This is a genomic window from Actinomadura sp. NPDC049382 (assembly GCF_040677125.1).
GTDB lineage: Bacteria > Actinomycetota > Actinomycetes > Streptosporangiales > Streptosporangiaceae > Spirillospora > Spirillospora geliboluensis.
Genome location: NZ_JBFARO010000021.1, coordinates 1 through 23169, shown reverse-complemented (window position 1 = coordinate 23169; position 23169 = coordinate 1). Strand labels below are relative to the sequence as shown.

The window sequence follows — 23169 nt, the reverse complement described above, 5'->3', positions numbered from 1 at the left end:
GGCTTACCTCACCCACGAACCGAACTGGAAAGGCCGATCGTGGCCGCCTCGCTCTACCTGGTCGCCGGGAAGGCGACCGACTCGGTGACGCACGGGTTCGTGCCCGCCGCCGCGCGCCTCGGGCTGGACGCGGTGCTGCTCACCGACCGTCCGGAAGCCTACCGGTCCGGCGCGCACGCGTTCGGCGGGCCGGTCGTCGAGTGCGACGTCTCCGACTTCCGCGACATCGTCCACCGCATCGGCGGTGCGGACGCGGGCGGTGAGCCCGCCGCCGTCTTCTCCAACAGCGACTTCTTGCAGGCGCCCGCCGCGCTGGCGGCGGCGTACTTCGGTCTTCCAGCCAAGGACTGGCGGGCGGCTACCCGCGCCAAGAACAAGGCCCTCATGCGCCGCCACCTCGCGGGCATCGACCCGGTGTTCTCCGCTGACGCGCGCGAGGTGCCGCCGGACGCGCCTTACCCGCTCGTCCTGAAGCCCCGCGAGGGCGTCGCCAGCGAGGACGTGTTCCTGGTCGAGGACGCGGCGGAACTGGCCGCACGCGCGGACGAGATCACCGCCCGGCGCGACGACCCGCTCGTGGCCGAGGAGTACCTGCCGGGGCACCTCCACACGCTGGAGACGCTCGGCGATGGGCGGGAACTGCGCGTCCTGGGCTCGTTCCGTACGACGGTCTCGCCGCCGCCGTTCTTCGTTGAGGAGCGCCTTGAGTGGGCGGCACCGCCTCCGGAGACGCCCCAGGTGCTGCGCCAGTTGGAGGCGCTGGGGGTCGGGTTCGGCGCGTGCCATACCGAGTTCGTCGTCCATGAGGGCCGCGCCCGCATCATCGAGGTCAACTACCGGCTCATCGGCGACCACTGCGATTTCCTCTTGGCCGACCTGCTGGGCGTGCCGCTCTTCGAGCAGATCCTCCAGGTCCACTTGGGCGGGCCTGTGCCGGGTGTGCACGTCCCACGTCCGCGTCACGCCGTGGCGGAGCCGGTCATCGCCGACCGCTCCGGCGTCCTCACCGCGGCCCCCGGCCCGGTGCGGGTGGACGATGATGAGGTGCGACTCTCCTACCGCCCCCAGCGCGCGGTGGGCGACTCGGTCGCGGTGACCCGCACCAACCGCGACTACCTGGGCACCGTGCGTGCGATCGGCCCCGGCCCTGACGAGGTCGAGGCCGCGCTCGCGCGCTTCCGCGCGGACCACCGCTGGACGATCACGTGACCGACCGCGCCGAGGCGGCCCCGCCGCCGGACCGCGGCGAGGGCCCGCTGGCGGCCCGCGTGCTGGACGCGCTGCTCCGCGAGGACTACGGCGGCATGCGGCGCTTCATCAGGGGCGAGAGATTAGAACTGCCCGGCCGTTCAGTGCGGCTCCTGCGCGCGCGCCCGGTCTTCCTTTCCGAACTCGTCGTGGCCTCTGGGCAGGACCTGAAGTTGAGCGACGTCTTCCAGGCCGTCCGCTCGGTGGCCGACCCGCGCGACGACACGGCGGCCTTCGAGCGCGAATGCCGGGCCGCGCTCGCGGCCGGGAAACTGCACGACGACGCGCGTCCCGCCGTGCACCGGCGGCTGGCGCGCATCCCGGAGGCGCTGCGGACGGGCCCCGGGACGTTCTACGAGACGCTGGCGGCCTACAACGACCACCCGGTGCATCCGGCGGGGCGGAGCCGCGCGGGGCTGTCCATGGCCGATCTGAGCCGCTACGCGCCCGAGTTCGCGCCGTCGTTCCCCCTGCGGTGGGCGCCCGTGCGGAACTCGGTGCTCGCCGGGCCGCTGCCGGAGTGGTGGCCCGCGCCGTCCGACGTGGGCCTGGGCTCAGGCGGGGCGGCGGGGGCGCTGTTCCCCGTCCATCCGCTGGCGGTGCGGCAGGTGCGCGCGGAGGCCGGCACGGCATCGGCGCCCGAGCCGTTCCTGCGGGTCGGCCCGACACTGTCTATGCGGACCGTGGCCGTGCTCAGCGGCACCGCGCCGCTCGTCCACGTGAAGGTGCCGCTGCCGACCAGCACGCTCGGCCTGCGCAACCGGCGCACCATCATGCCCGGCACGCTTCATGACGGAGCGCTTGTCGAACGCATCCTGCGCCGGGTGCTCCAGCGCGAATCGGCGCTCCCGGTGCTTCTCGCCGATGAGCAGACCTACGGCCACGCCAACGACCCGCTCCTGGCCTACCTCGTGCGGCGTTTTCCGCCGGAAACGGCGCGCGCGCACATCGTCCCGGTGGCGGCCTTGCTCGCCGAGGCCCCGGACGGCGGCTACGTCATCGAACGCTGGGACGTCGAAGAACTCCTCGGCACGTACCTGTCCGCGCTGTTCGAGTGGAACGTCACGCTGTTCCGCTACGGGATCGCGCTGGAGGCGCATCAGCAGAACGTCGCGCTCGTCCTGGACGACGCTTCTCCGCTGCGTCTCCTCATCAAAGACAACGACGGTGCGCTGATCGACCCGTCGCGGCTCGGGGCGCGCCTCGCCCCATCCCCCGGCACGGACCCGCGCGACCTCATCGACCGCCGGATGACGACCACCGACCCCGACGCCCTCGCCCGCGTGTTCGTCACCATCACGCTGCACCTGTGCGCCGCCGCGGTCGCCGTCGGCCTGGCCGAGCGGGGGCTGCTCCCCTGGCGCACGGGGCTCGCGATGGTCCGCGAGCGGCTCGACGCCGCGCTCGGCCCGGCGGACGCGTTCCTGCGCTCCCGCACGCTCGACGCCGGCTCCCTGCCGGGCAAGGCCATGCTCACCGCCGGGACGCTCGTCGACAAGGCCAGGACCGGCGCGGCCGACATCAACAAGCACTACGGCCCGCCGGGGCCCAACTACCTACTACTGGACGCGACGTGCCGCTGACTGGGCTCACAGAACTGACCGGACCGGCCGTCACGGCCGGCGACGCCACCGCGACCGCGCTGCTCAACTGCCTGATCCGGGAGGTCTGCGCGCCCGAGCAGCAGCTGTGGCCGGACGGCGACCATCTCCTCGCCCGCCTGCCCCGCGCAGGCGTCGTCCTGCGCGCGCGCCTGACCCGGCCTCCGGCAGGCCCCACCTACCGCCTGGCGCCGCCCTACGAGGAGCAGCGGGAGGACGAGTGGATCCTCACGTCCTGGGACAGGCTGGCCAACCTCGTCGCGGGCGAACTGGAACTGGCGACCGGCCGTCCCAACCCCGAGTTCCTCACCCAGGTGGACGACAGCCACACGGCGCTGGCCGCGATCCTCGCCGCCAGGAGCGAGGCGTCCGGCGACCGGTACATCGCCTCAGAACAGGCTCTCGTCGCGGGGCACCGATTCCACCCGTCTCCTAAGGCCCGACAAGGGGCGCCTGGTGACTGGCTCCAGTACGCGCCGGAGACCCGGGCCCGCTTCCGTCCGCACTGGCTGGCCGTCCCGGACGACCTCGTCGCCGAGGAAGGAGACCCGGACGCGTTCGCGGCCCTGGTGTCCTACGGGCCTCCTGCTCCCCCAGGCCGGACACTGCTTCCCGTCCACCCGTGGCAGTTCTCCCTCCTCGCGGACAACCCCGTCCTACAGAAGGCTCTGGCGCAGGACCTCTTGGTCGACCTCGGCCCGTCCGACACCGAGGCGATCCCCACCTCGTCCGTCCGCACGGCCTACCTGCCGGACGCCGACGTCTTCTGCAAGTTCAGCCTGGACGTCCGCATCACCAACTGCGTGCGCAAGAACGCCTGGTACGAGCTGAGCGGCGCCATCGCCCTCAACGAACTGCTGCCGCCCATCTTCGACAAGCTCGGCTCGACGCTGCTCGCAGAGCCCGCCTACCGCAGCGTCACACTCCCCGACCGCCGCCTGTACGAGGGCCTGGGGGTGATCCTGCGCCAGGGCGTCAGATCCCTGCCCGGCACACCGCTGCTGGCGGGCGCCTTGACCGACCCCTACAGCACGCTCCTCGCGGACCTGCCCGCTCTAGAGACCGCAGAGCAAGCCCGCGCATGGTGGGACGCCTACGTGGCGCAAGTGGCACCGCCCGTCCTCCGCGCTTACCTGGACCACGGCATCGTCCTGGAACCGCACCTTCAGAACGTGCTCGTCTGCGTCGACCCGACGGGCATGCCCGTCCACGCCGCGTTCCGCGACCTGGAGGGCACCAAGCTGACCGCAGGCCGCTGGGACCTCTCCCACCTGCCGCCCCGCGTGGCCGAAAGCCTCACCTACGCGCCCGACCGCGGCTGGAACCGCGTCGTCTACTGCCTCCTCATCAACCACCTCACCGAAGTCGCCGCCGCGGTCGCCGACCTGCACCCGCACCTGGAGCGAACGCTCTGGCAGGACGCGCGAAAGCACTTCGCCGTCCACGACCACCACCCGCAAGTCAGAGCGCTCCTCGCCGGAGTCCCCGTGCCGGCGAAGGCGAACCTCCGCACCCGCTGGTCCCGCGTGGCCGACCGGGGCGCCACCTACGTCCCGACCCCCAACCCACTGGCAGCCCCCAGACCGCTATGAACGAAGTCGCCGAACTCGCGCTCAGCCTCGACAGCTACCCGGCCTATGTCTACGACTTGCCGGGTCTACGGGAACACGTCGAAGCCATCCGAGAAGCCCTTGGCTCCACGGAGTTGTTCTACGCCGCCAAGGCCAACCCTGATGCCGAGATACTCCGCACCCTGGCGCCCCATGTGGACGGCATCGAGGTGGCTTCAGGCGGCGAACTGGCCCATGTCCGGGCGACCCTGCCTGGCGTGCCGCTCGCCTTCGGAGGCCCAGGCAAGACAGTCGAAGAACTACGCCTGGCCTTGACCGTCGACCGCGTCCATGTGGAAAGCCCGAACGAACTGAGGAACCTGGCCGTGCTGGGGCCCGCCGACATCCTGCTCCGCGCGAACCTCCCCCTCCGCACCCCGAACGCTGCGCTCACCATGAGCGGCCCCTTCGGCATGGACGAGGACGCCCTCAACGAATGCGCCCGGCTCCTGGCCGACAACCCCCACCTCACCTTGCGCGGCGTCCACGCCCATTTGGCCTCCGGCCTGGACGCCCCCACCATGCTCGACCTCGCCCACCAGATAGCCGAATGGGCGCTCCCCTGGCTGAAGACGCAAGGCGTGGACGACCCCGAACTGAACGTCGGGGGTGGCATGGCGGTGGACTACACGTCCCCCGGAGCCCTCTTCGACTGGCGCACCTACGCGACAGGGCTGGCTTCCATTCCGGCCAAGGTCCGCATAGAGCCCGGCCGCGCCATCACCGCCTACCACGGCTGGTACGTCACCGACGTGCTGGACGTGAAGACGACCAGAGGCGAGACCTACGTGATCCTCCGGGGCGGCACGCACCACCTCAGAACCCCGGTGACGAAGGGCCATGACCAGCCCTTCCAGGTCCTGACCGCCACGGGCCCGGAGTCCCCCGCGACGCTCGTCGGCCAGTTGTGCACCCCGAAGGACGTCTTCGCCCGCGACGTCCCCGTCCCGCCCCTGTCCCCCGGCGACGTGGTCGCCTTCGGCATGGCCGGGGCCTACGCCTGGAACATCTCCCACCACGACTTCCTGATGCACCCCAAGCCGGGCTTCCACTACCTGCGCTGAGCTCCCATTCGTCCAAGACCCGGCAGGCGGCGGTGGGCGACGATGGGGCTTCCACATCGCCATCACGCTCTGCTTGGAGATATCGATGACCATTCGCCGTGTCGTGCCCAACATCGAGTCCGGGGCCGTGGAGGAGAGCCGGGAGTTCTACGAGCGCCTGGGGTTCGAGGAGGTCATGAACCAGGGGTGGATCGTGACGCTCGCCTCCCCGTCCGTGCCGACGGCGCAGGTCAGCTTCATGACCGGCGACAAGACCGGGCCCGTCGTCCCGGACGTCAGCGTCGAGGTGGAGGACGTCGACGCGGTCTACGAGGCCGTGCGCAAGAGCGGCGCGGAGATCGTGCATCCGCTGCAGGACGAGGAGTGGGGCGTGCGCCGGTTCTTCGTCCGCGATCCCAACGGGCGGGTCGTGAACGTGCTGAACCACCGCTGAGGGGCGTCAGGCGCGCGGCGCGCCGTACCAGCGCCATGAGGTGAGGCGCGGGCGGCCCGGGAGCTCCCCGCGTCCCGTCGCCCACAGCAGCGTCGGCCACGGGTCGGTGTCGCGCGGCGCGTCGGGGAACAGGCGGCCGAGCGCACGCGAGCACAGGTCGGCGGGCGGCTCCCACGGGAGGCCGAGCCCTTCGGCGAGGTCATGGGTGTGGACGAGCGTCTCCACGATCCCCATGGCGGCGAAGCCCTCGGCGTCCGACGCGCCGTAGACGTGGTGGGCGCGGACGTCCGGGGAGGCGGTGCGCACCATGGCGACCAGCAGGCCGCCGCAGGCGTCGAGCACCCGCAGCAGCCCGTCCGGCCCGGCCTCGCGGTCCGCGTGGACCGCGTTCGCCGGGCCGCCCGGGCGGCGGCTCTCCCACACGAACGGCACGTCGCCGTCCGCCGGGGCCGCCTGCGGGGCGAGCTGGGCGGCGTAGGCGAACAGGTCGTCGCTCAGATGCTCGACGGTCTCCCAGCAGGTCCATTCCAGCGACCCCGCCATCGCGTCCCAGGCGTCCGGCGGCGCCTTCCGCAGGACGGAGACCGCGAGCCGGACGGCCAGCTCCACGTCGTCGGCGGTCACGGCATCGTCGGAGATCGTCATGCCCCGACGGTAACCCACGCCGCACAGCGCTCAATATCTCCGCAAAGGGCGGGTATGGGCGTGGCGGAGGACGAGGGGAAGGAAAGACGTTGCCACTGCTCGACCAGCTGCGGTCAGGGGTGCGGGCGGTCCGCGCCGTGCGGGACACGGGGGTCGTGCGGCCGATCCGGCCGGACCGGGCCGCTCGGCTGCTGTTCCCGTACGTCCGGTTCGGGCCCGTGCCGGCGACGATCGGCGCGATGGCGGCACTGCGGTTCCCCGGCCGGACCGCGCTGATCGACGAGCGCGGCGCGCTCACCTACGCCGAGCTGGAGCGGCACGCGGCGGCGCTGGCCACCGCCCTCGGCGGCCGCATCGGGGACGGGCGGGCCGGCGTCCTGTGCCGCAACCACCGCGGGTTCGTGCAGACGCTCCTCGCGGTCTCGCGGCTGGGCAACGACATCGTGCTGCTCAACACCGACTTCTCCGGCGCGCAGCTCGGGGAGGTCGCGGAGCGCGAGGGGATCGAGCTGCTCGTCCACGACGCGGAGTTCGCCGACGCCGTCGAGGAGTCCGGGTTCGCCGGGCGGCGGCTGCTCGCCTGGACCGGCGGCGACGCGGCCCCGGAGACGGAGACGGAGACGCTCGACGCGCTCATCGGCGGCACAGAGCCCGAACCGCTGCTCCCCGACCGCACCGGCGGCGTGATCGTGATGACGTCGGGGACCACCGGCACGCCGAAGGGCGCCCGGCACGACATGTCCCTCGGGGCGCTGCTGCCGGCCGCGCTGACCCACGCCATGCGCGTCCCCGTCCGGGCGGGGGCGCCGATCGTCATCGCGCCGCCGCTGTTCCACATCCTCGGCTTCGCCTACACGGCGGTCGGCCTCGGCATGGGCATGCCGCTCGTCCTGTCGCGCCGGTTCGACGCGCGCGCGACGCTGCGGGCCATCGCCGACCACGAGGCGGAGGCGCTGGTCGCGGTGCCGCTGATGCTCCAGCGCATCCTGGACGTGCCCGACCGGCCGGAGACGCCCACCCTCCGCGCGGTCGTGTCGGGCGGCTCGATGCTCCACCCGCACCTGTCGGAGGCGTTCATGGACGCGTTCGGCGACGTCCTCGTCAACGTCTACGGCGCGACGGAGACGGGCTGGGCCACCATCGCCACACCGGCCGACCTGCGCGCCGCGCCGGGCACCGCCGGGCGGCCGTCGCTCCGGCTGACCGTCCGGATCCTCGACCAGGACGGCCGGGAGGTCCCGCGCGGCGAGACCGGAGAGGTCTACACCGGCGGCGGCCTGCGGTTCGCCGGCTACACCGGCGGCGGGGGCAAGCCGACGCTGGACGGCCTGACGAGCACCGGCGACCTCGGCCACCTCGACGCGGCCGGGCGGCTGTTCATCGACGGCCGCGCCGACGACATGATCGTGTCCGGTGGGGAGAACGTGTTCCCCGGCGAGGTCGAGGACCTGCTCGGCGGCCGTCCGGACGTCGCGGACGTCGCCGTCACCGGCGTGGACGACGAGGCGTTCGGCCAGCGCCTCGCCGCGTACGTGGTGCGGGCCCCCGGCTCGGAGGTCACCGAGGACGAGCTCAAGGAGCACGTGCGCACGCACCTGGCCAGGTACAAGGTGCCGCGCGACATCCGGTTCGTCCGGGAGCTGCCCCGGACCAGCACGGGGAAGGTCAGGCCGGCGGCGCTGCACGGTTGAGGGCGGCGCCCGGGCCCAAGGCCGCACGGTCCCGGACGCGCCCGGTCACCGGGTCATGCGGCGCCGCGGTTCTTGGCCGCCATGCAGATGCGGGCGAGGTCGTTGAGGGCGTCGGCGCGGCGCTCGTCCAGCGACCGGCGGTCGCCCGGACCCGCCTCGGCGAGGGTGTCGATGACCAGCGAGAACACCGGCCATTCGGCGGGGCCGATGGCGCCCTGGAAGTCGACGCCGTCCGCCAGGTCGTCGAGGTCGAGGTTGCGGGCGAAGGTGGCGAGGGCCGCCTCGGCCGCGACGACGCCGATGCGCATCGCCAGCGCGGCGGGCTCGCGGTCGAGGGACCGCACGGTGGTGGAACCCATGCCCGACAACCTAGAACATATGAGCGAGCGGCGTCGAACATTCGCTCGAATCGTTACCCGGCGATCGCCTGCTGGAAGAGATACGCGTGCGTGAAGTGGAGGACGCCGTCCACCATGCTCGGACGCATGCCGGTCGCGGGGCCGCCCGCCAGCTCCTCCTCCAGCTCCCGCCTGATCTGGGCGGCGGCCTCGGCGGGGGTCTGGCTGAACTCCAGCCACGGGTCGAGGGGCCGCACGTAGTCGAACCGGTCGGTGCGCTTCACCTCGGCGCCCGCCGCCGCGACCAGCTCGGCGATCCGCGCCTCGGTGAGCGCGGTGCCGTGCGAGGGGTCGCGGAGCCGCTCGATGCGGTCGGGGTCGCCCGCGACGCCCTCCGGCCGGACCAGATCGGCGATGATCAGCGCGGCGCCGGGCCGGCTGACCCGGGCCATCTCCGCCACGACGGCCCCGGGGTCGGCGACCTGGTGCAGCGAGAAACGGGTCATGACCAGCGTGAACGACCGGTCGAGGTACGGCAGCGCGGTCGCGTCGCCGTGCGTGAACGTCAGGTTCGTGAGGCCGGCGTGGTCGGCGCCGCGCTTGCCCTCCGCGAGCATCGCGGGCGTGAGGTCGAGGGCCGTGACGTGCCGGACCCGGTGGGCGATCGCGCGGGACACGATGCCGGTGCCGGCCGCGACCTCCAGCACGACGTCCTCGAGGTCGAGTTCCGGCTCCATGAAGCGGACGAGCCGGTCCAGGTGACGGGTGAAGGCGACGTTCAGCCTCGGGTCGGCGAACCCGGCCGCCTGCTTGGAGAACTCCCGTACGACTTTCTCGTCGTGGGTAACCGTCACGTCGCCTCCCTCGGATGGTTGCCCGGATCATCCCCGAAAGCACGCACGGTGACCAGAGGGGAGTGAGACTCATCACGCCGCGCGGGCGGAGAATCACACCGCGCGCGGGCCGCGGGTCACGCGGCGGGGACGCCGTCGAGCAGCGCGGCGAGCCCGGCGGCGTCCAGCAGGTCGGCCGGGCGGACGGTGACGTTGGCGGCGACGTAGTGGAACGCCGCGCTGACCGCGGAGACGTCCACCCCGGTCAGCGTCGCCCACGCCAGCCGGTACGCGGCGAGCTGCACCGCCGCGAACCGCGCCTCCTCCCCGGACGGCGGCGAGCCGGTCTTCCAGTCGACGACCTCGTAGCCGCCGCCCGGCGACCGGAACACCGCGTCCATCCGGCCCCGGACGAGCCGGTCGCCGATGATCGTCTCGAACGGCACCTCGATGTCGAGCGGTTCGCGGGACGCCCACTCCGACTGCTCGAACCGCTCCCGCAGCCGCGCGAGCTGCGAGTCGTCGGCGGCGCCCTCGTCGGCGGCGCCGGGCAGCTCGTCGGGGTCGAGGAGGCGCTGCTGCCCCCAGCGGCCCTCCAGCCAGGCGTGGAACGCGGTGCCGCGCCGCGCGTAGGGGGCGGGCGGGCGCGGCATGGGGCGGCGGATCTGCCGGGCGAGCGCCACCGGGTCGCGCGCCAGCGACACCAGCGACGACACCGACAGGTGCGCGGGCAGCTCGACGAGCAGGCCGTCGCCGGAGCGGCCCCGGTCGCGTTCGGCGAGCAGCAGCTCGACGTCGCGCGCCCACGCGGTCATCCGGGCGCGGTCGGCGTCCGACAGCCCGGCGTCGCCCGCCCAGTGCCGCGTCCGCCCCGCCATCTCGGCCTCGACCATGCGGGCGCCCTCGACGACCGCCTCGTACCGCTCGCGGGCGGTGAGGTCGGACTGGCCGCGCTCACCGGGCGCGACGGGCCACTGCGCCTCCTCCGGGTCGGCGAGCAGCGGGTTGGCGGCGCCCTCCTCCGGCGGGTCGGTCCACACGGCGACGGACCCGGCGCCGGCGACGCAGACGGCGCGCACCTCCTCCAGGAACGGCGACGGGCCGAGCGGGCGCCCCGACGCCCCCCACCAGTAGCCGGTGGTGATGAGCAGGCTGGACGCGCGGGTGACCGCGACGTAGGCGAGCCGCCGCTCCTCGCGCAGGTCGCGTTCGGCGCACGCCTGGTCGAACGCGGCGAGGTCGTCCTTCTCCAGGCCGGTCAGCGCGGGCAGGTCGGCGCGGTCGCCGCGCAGCATGAACGGCAGGACGCGCGGGTTCGCCGTCCAGCGGGTGGCGTTCTGCGGCGGCGACGGGAAGATCGACCCCTTGGCGGGGCCACCGTTCTTCTGCGCCGTGTACGACAGGCCCGGCACCACGACGACGGGCCACTCCAGGCCCTTGGACGCGTGGACGGTGAGCAGCTTGACGCTGTCGGTCTCCCCCACGCGCCCGGCCTCCAGCCCGAACTCCTCGGTCTCGGCGGCCTTGAGGTAGGCGAGGAACGCGCCGAGCGTCGGGTCCTCGGCGTCGCCGGCGAAGGTGGCGGCGGCGTCGATGAAGGCGTCGAGGTCGGCGCGGGCGGTGACGGGGTCGAGCCCGGACCGCGCGGCGACCTCGATGTCGAGGCCGAGGGCCCGCTCGACCTCGGTGACGAGGTCGGGCAGCGGCAGCCCGACCTGGCTCCGCAGGCCGCGCAGCTCGTCGCGCAGGCGCCGCAGCCGGCCGTACCCCTCCGGCGAGTACGCCTCCGCCGGGCCGAGGTCGTCGAGCGCGTCGACGAGGCTGCCGGTCTCCTGGTTCAGCTCCCCGACGAGCTGGCGGAGCGGGTCGTCGGCGGCGTCCTGCCCGGCGTCGGCACCGTCCTGCCCGGCCGCCTCCGGCGCGTCTGCGGCCGGGGGCGGTTCGGGGCGCTCGGGCGGGGTGACGTCGCGGGCCGCCTCCTGGGCGAGGGCGCGGGCGCGGCGGCCCAGCGCGACGAGGTCGCGGGGGCCGAGCCGCCAGCGCGGCCCGGTGAGCAGCCGGGCGAGGGACGCGCCGGCGGTCGGGTCGTGCATGACCCGCAGCGTCGCGACGACGTCCTGCACCTCGGGGACGGTGAGCAGCCCGCCGAGCCCGACGACCTCGACGGGGATGCCGCGCGCCTCCAGCGCCCGCCGGATCAGCGGGAACTGCGACCGCTTGCGCGCCAGCACGGCGACGTCGGAGTAGCGCAGCGGCTCGGCCTGCGGGCCGCCGTCGGGCGCGGTCTCGGGGTCGGCGGCCATCAGGCCCGCGATGCGCGCGGCGATGCGGTCGGCCTCGTCCTCGACCGTGGGGAACAGCGCGCACTCGACGCGGCCGCGCCCCTCGCGGCCCGCGCCCGGGACGAGGCGCGGCACGGCCTTCGTCTCGGCGCGCAGCTCCTCCTGCACCTTGGCCGCCGCCTCCAGGATCTGCTCGCCGTTGCGGAACGACCGGCTGAGCTGGACGACCGGCGCCGGCACCGGCCGCCGCCCGTCCGCGCCGGGCTGGGCGGGGAAGTCGTAGGCGAACCGCAGCAGGTTCCCGGCGCTCGCGCCCCGCCACCCGTAGATCGACTGGCACGGGTCGCCGACCGCCGTCACCGGGTGGCCGCCCGCGAACAGCGACCGCAGCAGGACGAGCTGCGCCTGGCTGGTGTCCTGGTACTCGTCCAGCAGGACGACGGAGAACCGGGACCGCTCGGTCATCCCGACCTCGGGATGCTTGTGGGCGATCCGGGCGGCGAGCGCCATCTGGTCGCCGTGGTCGATGACCTCCCGGTCGGCCTTGGCCCGCGCGTAGGCGTCGATGAGCGGCATGAGCTGCTCGCGGACGGCGTGCTTGGCGAGGATGTCGCGCTGCGCCTTCAGCGGCTTCTTCACCACGGCGAGCCGCTCGTCGAGCCAGGCGCCGACCTTGCGGACGTCCTCGGCGGTGCGCAGGTGCTCCGCCAGGTCGCCGGCCAGCTCCATGACGGCCTTGGTGACGGTGTCGGGCTGCCAGTCGATGCGGTCCATGGGGCCGTTGTAGGCGTCGACCACCCGCGAGCAGATCTGCCAGGCGACGGCCGGCGAGATCAGCCGCATGGTGGGTTCGAGGGCCTCGCGCAGGGCGTGGTCGCCGAACAGCCGCGCGGCGTACGAGTGGTACGTCGAGACCATCGGCTCGCCGTCGAACAGGGCCTCGCCGCCGAGCCGTTCGAGCTCGTCGGCGGGCAGCACCTCGCGGAGCTTGTCGAGCCGCTTGCGCACGCGCACGCCGAGCTCGGCGGCGGCCTTGCGGGTGAAGGTCAGCCCGAGGACGCGCTCCGGCCGGACGAAGCCGTTCGCGACCAGCCACACCACCCGCGCGGCCATCGTCTCGCTCTTCCCGGACCCGGCGCCCGCGATCACCGCCATCGGCGCCAGCGGCGCCTCGATCACCCGGGCCTGCTCCTCCGTCGGCTCCGGGATCTCCAGCAGCCGGGCCAGTTCTCCCGGCGTGATCACCTCGCTCCCCCCGAGCTCACTGTGGACCGTTCAGTCCGCGACCTGCCCGCCCTCGTCATGGACGGGGCAGCAGGAGCGTACGGGACAGGTGCGACACTTGTCGTTCGCCCGCGCCTGGAACACCTCGCTCGCCATCCCGGTCGCGACGACCTCGATGAGCTTCTTCGGCCACTCGGGGTCGGCGTCCTCGGCGGGCGGCGGCTGCTCCTGCTCGCGCGCCTTCGCGGTGAACGCGGCCTTGCCGACCTGGACGAGCTTGGCGCCGCCCGGCTCGATCAGCCCGTGCCGCTCGAACGCGCCGAGCATCACCGCGTACTGGTAGACGCCGAGCTGCGGGTGCCGCGCCAGGTCGTCCTTGGGGACGGCGGTGGAGGAGGTCTTGATGTCGATGATGACGGCGCGGCCCTGCTCGTCGCGTTCGGCGCGGTCGATGCGGCCCTTGATGACGACGCGGCCGAGGTCGACCTTGAACGACTCCTCCAGCGCGACGACCTCGTTGGGGTTGTCGCGGTGCCAGGCGAGGAACTTGTCGACCATGGTCGCGGCCTGCTCGCGCTGCTTCTCCGAGTACCAGGAGCTGCGGAACTCCAGGTCGTTCCAGATCTCGTCGAGCCGCTCGGCGACGTGGACCTCGTCGACGCCGTCGTCGGCGCCCGCCATCTCCGCGACGGCGTGGACGACCTTGCCCATCGTGCTGTACTCGTTGGGGCCGCCCTCCTGCGCGCCGACGGCGGAGGCGAGCAGCCAGCGCAGCCCGCAGGTGGTGAACGCCTCCACCTGGGACGGGGAGATGGTGATCTGCTCGTCCTCGCTGAACGCCGGCCCGGGGTCGGACAGCGCGGTGATGGCGTACCAGTTCTCCGGTTTGGCGCCGCGCACGCCCGCGCGCGCGAGGCGGGCCAGGTGCCCGGCTGCGGCGCGCCGCAGCGGTTCGGGACGGGACGGGTCGGCGACCACCGAGCGCAGGTCGGCGACCAGCGCGGACAGCGACAGCCACCGGGTCTTCTCGTCCAGTTGCGACTGCTCGATGGCGCCCGGGAGCAGCTCGTTGAGGAACCGCGACGGACGTTCTTCGGTGTCGTCGCCGCCGACGGCCGTCACCACCAGGCGCTTGCGCGCGCGCGTGACCGCGACGTAAAAGAGCCGACGTTCCTCGTCGAGCATCTTGGCCGCCATGGAGGCGCCTGCCGCGGCATCGCCTTCCAGCTCCGCCCCGGCGGCGTGCTCGATGAGCTCCTCGACGCCCAGCAGCGACCCGCGCAGGCGGACATCGGGCCAGACGCCCTCCTGGACGCCGGCCACGACCACCACGTCCCACTCCAGCCCCTTGGAGCGGTGCGCGGTGAGGATGCGGACGGCCTCGCCCTGGGGCGCCTGCTCGGCCAGGGTGTCGCCGGCGATCTCCTGGGACGCGATGTTGTCGACGAACAGCTCGGGCCCCGCCTGGGGAAGCCGGTCGACGAACCGCGCCGCGTGGTCGAACAGGGCCACGACCGCGTCCAGGTCGCGGTCGGCGGCGGCGCCGCGCGTGCCGCCCTTGACGCTCTGCTCCAGCAGGACGTCGGCCTGCCCGCTCTCCTGCCAGACGGCCCACAGCACGTCCTCGGCGGTGCCGCCGTCGTGGACGGAGCGCCGCGCCACCTCGATCAGGTGCGCGATCCGCTCGGCGGGCGCCCGCACCCTCTCGTGGACGAGGATCAGCTCGCGGGGGTCGTTGACGGCCGCGACGAGGAGCTCCCCCAGCGGGCGGTCACCGCCCGACAGCTCCTCCAGGTCGCGCAGCGCGCGCTTGAGCCGCCGCATGGCGAGCGCGTCGGCGCCCCCCAGCGGCCCCGTCAGCAGGTCTTCGGCGACCTCCTCGTCCAGGAAGCCCTTCTTCAGCGCCGCCCGCAGCAGCACCAGGAACGGACGGACGGCGGGCTCGGCGATCAGCGGCACCTCGTCGCCCGCGACGACCACCGGCACCCCGGCCTGGGCGAGCGCCCGCCGGAGCACCGGAACCTGCCGCACCGCGCTGCGCACCAGCACGGCCATCCGCGACCACGGCACGCCGTCGAGCAGGTGGGCGCGGCGCAGCTCGTCGGCCACCAGCGCCGACTCCTGGCTCTCGGAGTCGGCGATGACGGCGCGCACCTCGCCGTCGTCCAGCTCCTCCACCGGCCGCAGCGCGCGGTGCTCGGCGGCGCCGGCCGACCCGGCGGGCAGGCGGCGCGCGATGCGGCGCGACGCGGCGAGGATCTCCGGGCCCATGCGGCGGCACGTCCGCAGCGCCACCACGGGCGCGGGCTCGCCGTCCAGGGTCGGGAAGCGGGTGGGGAACTCCTGGATGCCCCGCACGTCGGCGCCCCGGAACCCGTAGATCGACTGGTCGGGGTCGCCCACCACGACGAGGTCGCGCCCCTCCCCGGCGAGGTAGTGCAGGAGCGCCTCCTGCGCGGGGTCGGTGTCCTGGTACTCGTCCACGAACACCACGTCGTAGGCGTCCCGCTCCCGGATCCGCACCTCCTCGTCGGCGAGCATGCCCGCGGCCATGTGGATGAGCTCGCCGTAGTCGTAGGTGGGGACGGGGTCGAGGAGGAACCGGTCGACGTACCGCTCCATGAACCCGCCGATGGCGGGCCAGTCGTCGCGCCCGCGCATGCGCCCCAGGGCGACCAGGTCTTCGGCGGCGTACTGGCGCTCAACGGCCCGCAAGGTGAAGTCACGCAGCTCTTCGGCGAACCCACGCGTCGCCAAGGCGGCCCTCAGGCGCTCCGGCCAGTCGCGCGCGCCGTCCGCCAGCTCGCCCTCCAGCAACCGGCGCACCTCCAAGAGCTGCTCCGGCCCGGACAGCAGCCGCGGGGCGGGCTCCTCGTTCAGCACGGCGTCGCGCCTGAGCAGCGCGTAGGCGTAGCTGTGGAAGGTGAGCGCGAGCGGGGTGCGGGTCGTCCGGTGCAGGCGCCCGGTGATGCGCTCCCGCAGCTCCCCCGCCGCCTTGCGGCTGAACGTCAGGACGAGCACGCGCTCCGGATCGACGCCCCGGTTCTCGATGCGGTCGACGACCGCCTCGACGATCGTCGTCGTCTTGCCGGTGCCCGGCCCCGCCAGCACCAGCAGCGGCCCGCCGGCGTGCTCGACGACCCGCCGCTGCTGCTCGTCGAGCACAGGCGGGACGGTCCGCGCGGGACCGGCGCGGCGCACGAGACGGTAGGAACCAGAGGGCACAACAGTTCATTGGAACAGATCACCGGGACGGTTCTGACCACAACGCACGCATGTCGCCAGGGAGAAAAACCACACCCGGCCGGCTCAGGACGGACCCGACCACCGCGCCCGCCTCATGTCGACCCGCACGCCGTCCGGGCGGAGCGGCGTCCCCTCCGCGCGGTAGTGCTCGTGGGCGCGGCGCTCGTGGCTCCGCGGCGGGCTGCCGTCGGCGCGGATCACCCGCCACCACGGGACGCCGCCCCCGTACAGCGACATGACCCGGCCGACCTGCCGCGGCCCGCCGCGCCCGACCAGCTCGGCGATGTCGCCGTAGGACAGGACGCGGCCCGGCGGGATGCTCTCGACCGCGTCCAGCACCGCCTCGGCGTACTCGTCAGGTTCGAACGGCATCCGGCGATTCTCCCGGATCGCGCGGCGCCCCGCGCGCGAACACCGCCGCGCCCGCCAAGCCGAACAGGGCCACTGCGCAAACCAGCACGTAGGCGAGGATGAGCCCGCCCGAGCGGTGCACCGCCCGGACCGGCCGGACGGGCCCGTCCGCGAACCGCCGGTCCGCCGGCAGCCCGGCGCCGCTCATCCGGGCGCCCGCGAGCCCGTCGGAGGCGGCGAGCGCGGCGGCGGCGTCCACCGTCCCGAAGCCGACGCCCCGGTCGTAGCCGCGCGCGGGCCGGTTCCGGGTGCTCGCCGCGATCGCCTGCGTGACCAGCGCCGGCGCGAGGCCGGGATGCCGCGACCTGATGAGCGCGGCGATGCCGGACACGAACGCGGTCGCGGGGCTCGTGCCGTCCCCGATCCAGTACCGCCCGTCCGGGCCCGCGCCGATGACCTGCACGCCGGGCGCGGACACGACCACGCCGGAGTTGCGGTTGGAGAACCCGGCGTGTCGGCCCCGCGCGTCCACGGCCGCGACGGAGATCACACCGGGGAACGACGCCGGATAGAAGTACTTGGAGGAGGCGCGCCCCTTCCCCTTCACGCCGCCGGGGCTGCCCTCGGCGTTGTTGTTCCCGGCGGCGGCGACCACCACGACGTTGCGGCGTATCGCGTAGGCGACGGCGTCGCGCTCGCGCGCCGTCGGGTACGAGCGGCCCAGCGACAGGTTGATCACGTCGGCGCCGTGGTCGACCGCGTACCGGATGCCGTCCGCGATCGTCCCGGCGAAGCGCTCGGCGCCGGTGAACTCGGCGAACCCCGGCTCGTCCCGCTCCAGGATGACCCGCACCGACAGCAGCCGCGCCTCGGGCGCGACGCCGATCATCCCCAGCGCGCCGCCGGGGCCGTGCCCGTGCCCGGCGATGATGGACGCCATGTTGGTGCCGTGCAGCCGCTTCGGCCGCGCCCCCGCCGGCCCGGCGCCGCGGGTGAGGTCGGGGCCCACGGTGACCGACCCCGCCAGGTCGGCCTGGTCGGCGTCCACCCCCGAGTCGAGGACGGCGACGGTCACGCCGCGCCCCTTCGCCATCGTCCACGCCCGCGGCACGTTCAGCGACTCCAGGACGGGCGTCGCGGCGTCCCGTACCTGATCGGCGCGGGCGGGAGGGGCGGGGAGGGTGAGGACGGCGAGGAGCGCGGTGGCGGCCGGCGCGGCGGCGAGGCGCCTCAGCATCGCCACTCCCGGTCGCCGCAGCGGACCTCCGCCGGCGTGGCCAGCGGCGCGAGCACGGCGCGCGCCAGTTGCGGCGCCAGCTCGGCGAAATCGGCGAGCGGGCGGCGCAGCGCGGGCCGGCCGTCGGCGTACCCGGCGGTCGCGGCGACCACGTACGGGCCGCGCTGCGCGGCGGCGGACGCCTGCCGGGCCGCGTCGCCGAACCGGGCGGCGACCGACCCCTCGAACGGCAGCGCCCGCAGGCCGGGGCGGGGCGCGCGGTCCGGGAACCACTCGACCGCCTCGCGCGCGGACCGCTCGTCCGGGAACACCGCCACCCCGACCGTCACCGCGAGCCCCTGCGTCTCGTCGAGGTAGGTGGCGCGGAGCACGGCGCGGCAGCCGCGGACTACGAGGGAGCGGGCGAGCGCGTCGTCGGCGGCCGGCGCGCAGCGGGTGTCGGCGCCGATCCCGACCCGGCGGGCCGTCGCCGGGGACGACTGGCCGAGCGTGTACGGGATCCCGGCGGGGAAGATCCGCCCGGCGGGCCACGCGCGGTACCGGCCGGCCACCTCGGCGGCCGCGGCGGCGGCGCGCTCGGCGGGCGTCGGGCCGCGGGTCAGCTCCGCCGACAGCCGCACCGCGGCGACGACGAGGACGGTCGCGCACGCGGACGCGGCGACCAGCGCCGCCGTCCGGCGCGACACCCGCCACCGTCCCGGTTCCGGCTCGGTGCCCGGGGCGGAGATCTCAGCGCGCGACACGCAGCGGAGCGTAGCCCAACGGGGATCAGTACGGGGGCGCCGGCGACGCGCCGCGCGGCGGGGTCCGCCCCGGCGCGCCGTACGGCGGGCCGGGAGGCGAGCCGGGCGGTGGCCCGGGAGGCGAGCCGGGAGGCGGCCCGTACGGCCGGCCCGGATGCCGCCCGGGCGGCGGCCCGGGAGGCGCGGACGGGCCGGGAGGCGGGCCGAGCGCGGGCTTGGGGTGGCGGCGCCGGAACGCCATCGCGAGCCCGCCCCCGCCGATGGCCCCGCCGACGCCGAGCACCAGGATCACGCCGATCACCCAGCGGACCCACGCGGGATGGTCGATGATCGGCACCGGTCCGGGGTCGCCCGCGCCGAACCGCTCGCCGGCGGACTTGCCCTTCGCGGGCCCCGGCCGCGCCGTCGCGAGCGAGTCGGCCGCCGACAGCGCGCGGGCCGCGTGCACCTCGCCGAACCCGATCTCCGGGTCGTAGCCGCCCTTCGGCCCGCCGCGGGCGCTCTGCACCAGCGCCTGCGACACCAGCGCGGGCGCCATGTCGGGGTGCTTGGCGCGGATCAGCGCGGCGATCCCCGACACGACCGCGCTGGCGTCACTGGTGCCGGAGCTGACGAAGTACCGGCCGCCGGGGCCCGCGACGGGCAGCCCGGCGCCCGGCGCGGACAGCACCACCGAGTAGTTCCGGTTGGAGAACGGCGCGCGGGTGTGGCCGGGCGTCGTCGCCGCGACCGCGATCACGCCGGGATAGGACGCCGGGTAGGAGTACGGCGCGAACCCGTCGTCGTCCAGCAGCCGCTGCTCGTCGCCGTCGTTGCCGACCGCCGACACCACTACGACGCCCTTGCCGATGGCGTAGCCGACCGCCTCGCGCTCCTCGGGCGTCTCGTCCTCGCGGCCGAGCGAGAGGTTGATGACGTCGGCGCCGTGGTCGGCGGCGTAGCGGATGCCGCGCGCCACCGACGTCTCCGCCTCCTCCGACGTCCGGTACCGGGCGTAGCTCGCGTCCTCCGGCTCGCCGATCGCGCGGACGGCGAGGACGCGGGACTGCGGGGCGATCCCGATGATCCCGGCGCGGCCGCCCGGGCCGTGCCCCTGCCCGGCGATCAGCGACGCCATCCCGGTGCCGTGCAGCCGCGCGGGCGTGCTGCCGCGGTCCACCTTGGCGAGCATGTTGGGGCCGGTGGTGACCTTGCCGCGCAGGTCCGCCTGGTTCGGGTCGACGCCGGAGTCGACGACGGCGACCGTCACCCCCGCGCCCTTGGTGACCTTCCAGGCGGCGTCCATGCCGAGCAGCTTCAGGATGGGCCGCTGCCGGTCGCGGACCTCGTCGGCGTGCGCCGGGACGGGCAGCAGCCAGCTCCCCGCAATCGCCCCCGCCGCCAGGACTGCGGCCGTCCGCGCGCGTGTCAGCATTCCCACTCCGGGTCGTCGCAGTCGGGCAGCGCCTTGGCGGCCAGCGCACGCGCGACCGCGTGGCCGAGCTGCGGGGCCACGGCGAACAGCTCGCCGGGCCGCGCCTTCTTGATCGCGGACGCGGGCCGGCCGTCGGACTGCCCGGACGCGGTCAGCACGACGTACGGGCCGCCGCGGTCGATCGTCCGGTCCTGCCGGGCCTCGTCGGTGAAGCGGGCGGACGCCGTCCCCGGGAACGCGGCGGCGTGCAGCGCGGGCGCCACCGAGCGGGAGCCGTCGCCCGGGCCCTGCGAGCCGGGCAGCTCCTTGAACGCCCGGTCGGCCTTCCACGGGTCGGGGAACGCGACCACCCCGACGGTGACGACGACGCCCTGCAGCTGGTCGGTGTAGGTGGCGCGCAGGACGGCCCGGCAGCCGTACTTGACGAGCGTGGCGGCGATCTCCTCGTCCACCGCCTGGGCGCAGCCGGTGTCGGGGACGATGCCGGTCCGGGACGCGTACTCGCTGTGGTCGCCGACGGGGCGGTAGGGGATCCGGTCGGGGAAGATCCGGCTCGCGGGCCACGCCTCCCAGCGCCGCGCGACCTCCTTGTTCGCGGCCGTCTGCAGCTCCGCGGTGGTGGGCTCGCGGTTGACGGTCGTCCAGGCGCCGACCATGGCGAACGCGGTGGTGAAGAAGTAGCAGCAGCCGACGACGAGGGCCACGACCATCCACTGGCGCCCGGTCAGGCCGAGGACCGTGGGCCGGCCGGGCCGCGGCGGAGGCTGCGGCGGACCCGCGTACGGAGGCCCTGGCGGACCGGCGTACGGGGGACGCGGTGGGGGCGGCTGCTGCTGGAAGGGAGGCGGGAATGCCACAACAGTCAAGATTAACTGTGTTTTACGACAATCCACCTGTCATTGCGCACGAGGCAGTGGAAAGCCCCTCCGCGGAGGGGCTTCCACTCGCGGGAGCGCCAGGCCCCGCCACCGGGCGCTAGGACCCGGAGCCGAACGTCCTGCGCGCCTCCTCGGCGGCGTCCTTGGCCTTCTCGCCGACCTGCTTGGTGCCGCCGGCCGCCTGGTCCTTGCGCCCCTCGGCCTCCATGGACCGGTCGCCGGACTGCCGCCCGACCTGCTCCTTGCCGTGTCCCATGGCCTGCTGCGTCTTGTTCTTGAGCTTGTCGAGGAAGCTCATGGTTCCTCCTCCCGTTATGTTGGGCGACCCATGCCCGCTCCAGGGCGGCCCATGCGCGTCCCTTGACGGTGTATGCGCGCGTGCGCGTTCGGGGGACGGCGCCTGCGGGGAATGCAAGGCGACGTGGCAAGGTTGTGCGGTGGGAGGACGGGGACGTCCCCGCCTCTCTAACAGCCGAGCGTCAGCACAGGAGCACCCACCGTGTCGTTGCCACCTCTGGTCGAGCCCGCAGCGGAGCTCACCCGCGACGAGGTCAACCGCTACTCGCGGCACCTGATCATCCCCGACGTGGGCATGTCCGGGCAGAAGCGCCTCAAGAACGCGAAGGTCCTGGTCGTGGGCGCCGGCGGGCTCGGCTCCCCCGCACTGCTCTACCTCGCCGCCGCGGGGGTGGGCACCCTCGGCGTCATCGACTTCGACGTCGTGGACGAGTCCAACCTGCAGCGGCAGATCATCCACCGGCAGTCGTCCCTCGGCAGGCCGAAGGTCGAGTCGGCGGCCGAGACCGTCCGTGAGATCAACCCGCTGATCGACGTGGTGGTGCACAACACCGCGCTCGACCGCGACAACATCATGGACATCTTCTCCCAGTACGACCTGATCCTCGACGGCACCGACAACTTCGCCACCCGCTACATGGTGAACGACGCGGCCGTCCTGCTCGGCAAGCCGTACGTGTGGGGGTCGATCTACCGGTTCGACGGCCAGGCGTCGGTGTTCTGGTCCGAGTACGGCCCCTGCTACCGCTGCCTCTACCCCGAGCCGCCGCCGCCCGGCATGGTGCCGTCCTGCGCGGAGGGCGGGGTGCTCGGCGTGCTGTGCTCGTCCATCGGCTCGATCCAGGTGAACGAGGCCATCAAGCTGCTCACCGGCATCGGCGAGCCGCTCGTCGGCCGCCTGATGATCTACGACGCGCTGGAGATGACGTACCGCTCGGTCAAGGTCCGCAAGGACCCCGAGTGCCCGCTCTGCGGCAAGAACCCGACGCAGACCGAGCTGCTGGAGGACTACGAGGCCTTCTGCGGCGCCGTCTCCGAGGAGGCCGCCGAGGCCGTCAAGGACTCCACGATCTCCGTGCACGACCTCAAGGCCATGCAGGACCGCGCCGAGGACATCTTCCTCGTGGACGTCCGCGAGCCCAACGAGTACGAGATCGTCTCGATCCCGGGCGCGACGCTGATCCCGAAGGGCGAGTTCCTGAACGGCTCCGCCCTGGAGCGCCTGCCGCAGGACAAGAAGATCGTCCTGCACTGCAAGTCGGGCGTCCGCTCCGCCGAGGCCCTCGCGGTCGTGAAGAGCGCCGGCTTCGCCGACGCCGTCCACGTCGGCGGCGGCGTCCTGGCCTGGGTCAACCAGATCGACCCGAGCCAGCCGTCCTACTGACGCGCGCCGAAGACCCCCGCACCCGTCAGGGTCCGGGGGTCTTCGCGTGCTCGGCGCCTTCCGGGCGCGCGGGCTAGGCGTCGCGGAGCAGTTTCGCGATCTCGCCGTGGCCCTTGCGCTCGGCGTGCCGCAGCGGGGTCACGCCCTGGCGGTCGGCCAGCTCCGGGTCGGCCCCGGCCTCCAGCAGAAGGCCGACGACCTCCTGGTGGGACGGTCCGCCGTCCCCGAGGATGACCGCCTCCAGAAGCGCGGTCCAGCCGAGGTCGTTCACATGGTCGACGTCGATGGACGTGGTGCGCAGCACCTCCCGCACGTAGGCGGCGTGCCCGCGTTCGGCGGCCGGGATCAGGGACGTCCCGCCGAAGCGGTTCACCACCGTGTAGTCGGGCCGCGCCGGGACCAGCACCCGCGCCATCTGCACGCTGCCGGTGACGCCGGTCACCAGCCAGGGGCTGTCCTTGGTGTCGTCCTGCGCGTCGGGGTCCGCGCCCGCCTCGACCAGCGCCTTGGCGGCCTCGACATGGTCGCCGAGCGCGGCGGCGAGCAGCGGTGTGCGGCCCCGCCCGTCCCGTACGGCGGGGTCGGCCCCGGCGGCGAGGGCGGCCCGGACCGCCGCCGCGTCGCCCCGCTCGGCGGCCCGCAGCAGGTCC

19 protein-coding genes are annotated in these 23169 nt (G+C 74.1%); 7 read left to right on the top strand and 12 right to left on the bottom strand.

What is annotated here, in order from left to right:
* Nucleotides 1-39: 39 nt before the first annotated feature.
* The 5 genes from AB0K34_RS15700 to AB0K34_RS15680 all read left to right on the top strand — a co-directional run bounded on the left by AB0K34_RS15700 (nt 40) and on the right by AB0K34_RS15680 (nt 5956).
* Complete coding sequence (locus tag AB0K34_RS15700; RefSeq protein ID WP_364549115.1) at nt 40-1209, top strand: siderophore biosynthesis protein; 1170 nt, start codon at nt 40-42, stop codon at nt 1207-1209.
* Nucleotides 1206-2831, top strand: a complete 1626-nt coding sequence (locus tag AB0K34_RS15695) for an IucA/IucC family protein (protein ID WP_364549112.1) — start codon at nt 1206-1208, stop codon at nt 2829-2831. The genes AB0K34_RS15700 and AB0K34_RS15695 overlap by 4 nt, the downstream gene beginning before the upstream one ends.
* Nucleotides 2822-4441, top strand: coding sequence for an IucA/IucC family protein (locus AB0K34_RS15690; protein WP_364549109.1), 1620 nt, complete (start codon nt 2822-2824; stop codon nt 4439-4441). The genes AB0K34_RS15695 and AB0K34_RS15690 overlap by 10 nt, the downstream gene beginning before the upstream one ends.
* Complete coding sequence (locus AB0K34_RS15685; RefSeq protein WP_364549107.1) at nt 4438-5523, top strand: alanine racemase; 1086 nt, start codon at nt 4438-4440, stop codon at nt 5521-5523. The genes AB0K34_RS15690 and AB0K34_RS15685 overlap by 4 nt, the downstream gene beginning before the upstream one ends.
* An 85-nt stretch (nt 5524-5608) precedes the next feature.
* Nucleotides 5609-5956: a VOC family protein gene (locus AB0K34_RS15680; RefSeq protein WP_364549104.1), complete on the top strand. Its 348-nt coding sequence runs from the start codon at nt 5609-5611 to the stop codon at nt 5954-5956.
* Between the two features lie 6 nt (nt 5957-5962).
* On the opposite strand, the gene AB0K34_RS15675 is transcribed toward AB0K34_RS15680, so the two are convergent.
* Nucleotides 5963-6601 carry a maleylpyruvate isomerase N-terminal domain-containing protein gene (locus tag AB0K34_RS15675; RefSeq protein WP_364549101.1) on the bottom strand — a complete coding sequence of 213 codons (639 nt, stop codon included), beginning with the start codon at nt 6599-6601 and terminating at the stop codon, nt 5963-5965.
* Between the two features lie 89 nt (nt 6602-6690).
* Between AB0K34_RS15675 and AB0K34_RS15670 the strand changes: the two genes are divergently transcribed.
* The gene (locus AB0K34_RS15670) at nt 6691-8292 is read left to right on the top strand and encodes an AMP-binding protein (RefSeq protein WP_364549098.1); all 1602 of its coding nucleotides are present in this window, start codon (nt 6691-6693) and stop codon (nt 8290-8292) included.
* Nucleotides 8293-8345: 53 nt separating this feature from the next.
* Here the strand turns inward: AB0K34_RS15670 and AB0K34_RS15665 are convergent, their stop codons facing one another.
* The 10 genes from AB0K34_RS15665 to AB0K34_RS15620 all read right to left on the bottom strand — a co-directional run bounded on the left by AB0K34_RS15665 (nt 8346) and on the right by AB0K34_RS15620 (nt 21136).
* Nucleotides 8346-8651, bottom strand: coding sequence for a hypothetical protein (locus AB0K34_RS15665; RefSeq protein WP_089326206.1), 306 nt, complete (start codon nt 8649-8651; stop codon nt 8346-8348).
* Nucleotides 8652-8704: 53 nt separating this feature from the next.
* Entirely contained in the window at nt 8705-9484 is a 780-nt protein-coding gene (locus tag AB0K34_RS15660) for a methyltransferase domain-containing protein (protein ID WP_364549095.1), read from the bottom strand.
* 116 nt (nt 9485-9600) lie between these two features.
* On the bottom strand, nt 9601-12990 hold the full coding sequence (locus AB0K34_RS15655; protein WP_364549092.1) for an ATP-dependent DNA helicase: 3390 nt from the start codon (nt 12988-12990) through the stop codon (nt 9601-9603).
* A gap of 30 nt (nt 12991-13020) precedes the next feature.
* Nucleotides 13021-16134 (bottom strand): ATP-dependent DNA helicase, encoded by a 3114-nt coding sequence (locus tag AB0K34_RS15650; protein ID WP_301175928.1) that lies wholly within the window; start codon nt 16132-16134, stop codon nt 13021-13023.
* 144 nt (nt 16135-16278) lie between these two features.
* Complete coding sequence (locus AB0K34_RS15645; RefSeq protein ID WP_138641583.1) at nt 16279-16587, bottom strand: MGMT family protein; 309 nt, start codon at nt 16585-16587, stop codon at nt 16279-16281.
* On the bottom strand, nt 16571-17803 hold the full coding sequence (locus AB0K34_RS15640) for a S8 family serine peptidase (protein WP_364549088.1): 1233 nt from the start codon (nt 17801-17803) through the stop codon (nt 16571-16573). Before AB0K34_RS15640 ends, AB0K34_RS15645 begins: the two co-directional genes overlap by 17 nt.
* Nucleotides 17797-18546 (bottom strand): hypothetical protein, encoded by a 750-nt coding sequence (locus tag AB0K34_RS15635; protein ID WP_364549085.1) that lies wholly within the window; start codon nt 18544-18546, stop codon nt 17797-17799. The genes AB0K34_RS15640 and AB0K34_RS15635 overlap by 7 nt, the downstream gene beginning before the upstream one ends.
* 25 nt (nt 18547-18571) lie before the next feature.
* Nucleotides 18572-19960 carry a S8 family serine peptidase gene (locus AB0K34_RS15630; protein ID WP_364549083.1) on the bottom strand — a complete coding sequence of 463 codons (1389 nt, stop codon included), beginning with the start codon at nt 19958-19960 and terminating at the stop codon, nt 18572-18574.
* Entirely contained in the window at nt 19954-20664 is a 711-nt protein-coding gene (locus tag AB0K34_RS15625) for a hypothetical protein (RefSeq protein ID WP_138639153.1), read from the bottom strand. The genes AB0K34_RS15630 and AB0K34_RS15625 overlap by 7 nt, the downstream gene beginning before the upstream one ends.
* 271 nt (nt 20665-20935) lie before the next feature.
* A complete protein-coding gene (locus AB0K34_RS15620) occupies nt 20936-21136 on the bottom strand; it encodes a CsbD family protein (protein WP_138639152.1) in 201 nt (66 codons plus the stop codon).
* A 201-nt stretch (nt 21137-21337) separates the two neighbouring features.
* Here AB0K34_RS15620 and moeZ point away from each other — a divergent pair, with 201 nt between their 5' ends.
* On the top strand, nt 21338-22519 hold the full coding sequence (moeZ, locus tag AB0K34_RS15615; protein ID WP_138639151.1) for an adenylyltransferase/sulfurtransferase MoeZ: 1182 nt from the start codon (nt 21338-21340) through the stop codon (nt 22517-22519).
* A 73-nt stretch (nt 22520-22592) separates the two neighbouring features.
* On the opposite strand, the gene AB0K34_RS15610 is transcribed toward moeZ, so the two are convergent.
* Nucleotides 22593-23169: ankyrin repeat domain-containing protein (locus AB0K34_RS15610; protein WP_364549079.1), on the bottom strand; the 577-nt coding region annotated here is incomplete at its 5' end.

Excerpts from the sequence above, each read along its gene's own strand:
- AB0K34_RS15645 (WP_138641583.1), bottom strand. The coding sequence starts at position 16,587 with ATGCCGTTCGAACCTGACGAGTACGCCGAGGCGGTGCTGGACGCGGTC.
- AB0K34_RS15640 (WP_364549088.1), bottom strand. The coding sequence starts at position 17,803 with ATGCTGAGGCGCCTCGCCGCCGCGCCGGCCGCCACCGCGCTCCTCGCC.
- AB0K34_RS15675 (WP_364549101.1), bottom strand. The coding sequence starts at position 6,601 with ATGACGATCTCCGACGATGCCGTGACCGCCGACGACGTGGAGCTGGCC.
- AB0K34_RS15685 (WP_364549107.1), top strand. The coding sequence starts at position 4,438 with ATGAACGAAGTCGCCGAACTCGCGCTCAGCCTCGACAGCTACCCGGCC.
- AB0K34_RS15620 (WP_138639152.1), bottom strand. The coding sequence starts at position 21,136 with ATGAGCTTCCTCGACAAGCTCAAGAACAAGACGCAGCAGGCCATGGGA.
- AB0K34_RS15680 (WP_364549104.1), top strand. The coding sequence starts at position 5,609 with ATGACCATTCGCCGTGTCGTGCCCAACATCGAGTCCGGGGCCGTGGAG.
- AB0K34_RS15630 (WP_364549083.1), bottom strand. The coding sequence starts at position 19,960 with ATGCTGACACGCGCGCGGACGGCCGCAGTCCTGGCGGCGGGGGCGATT.
- AB0K34_RS15665 (WP_089326206.1), bottom strand. The coding sequence starts at position 8,651 with ATGGGTTCCACCACCGTGCGGTCCCTCGACCGCGAGCCCGCCGCGCTG.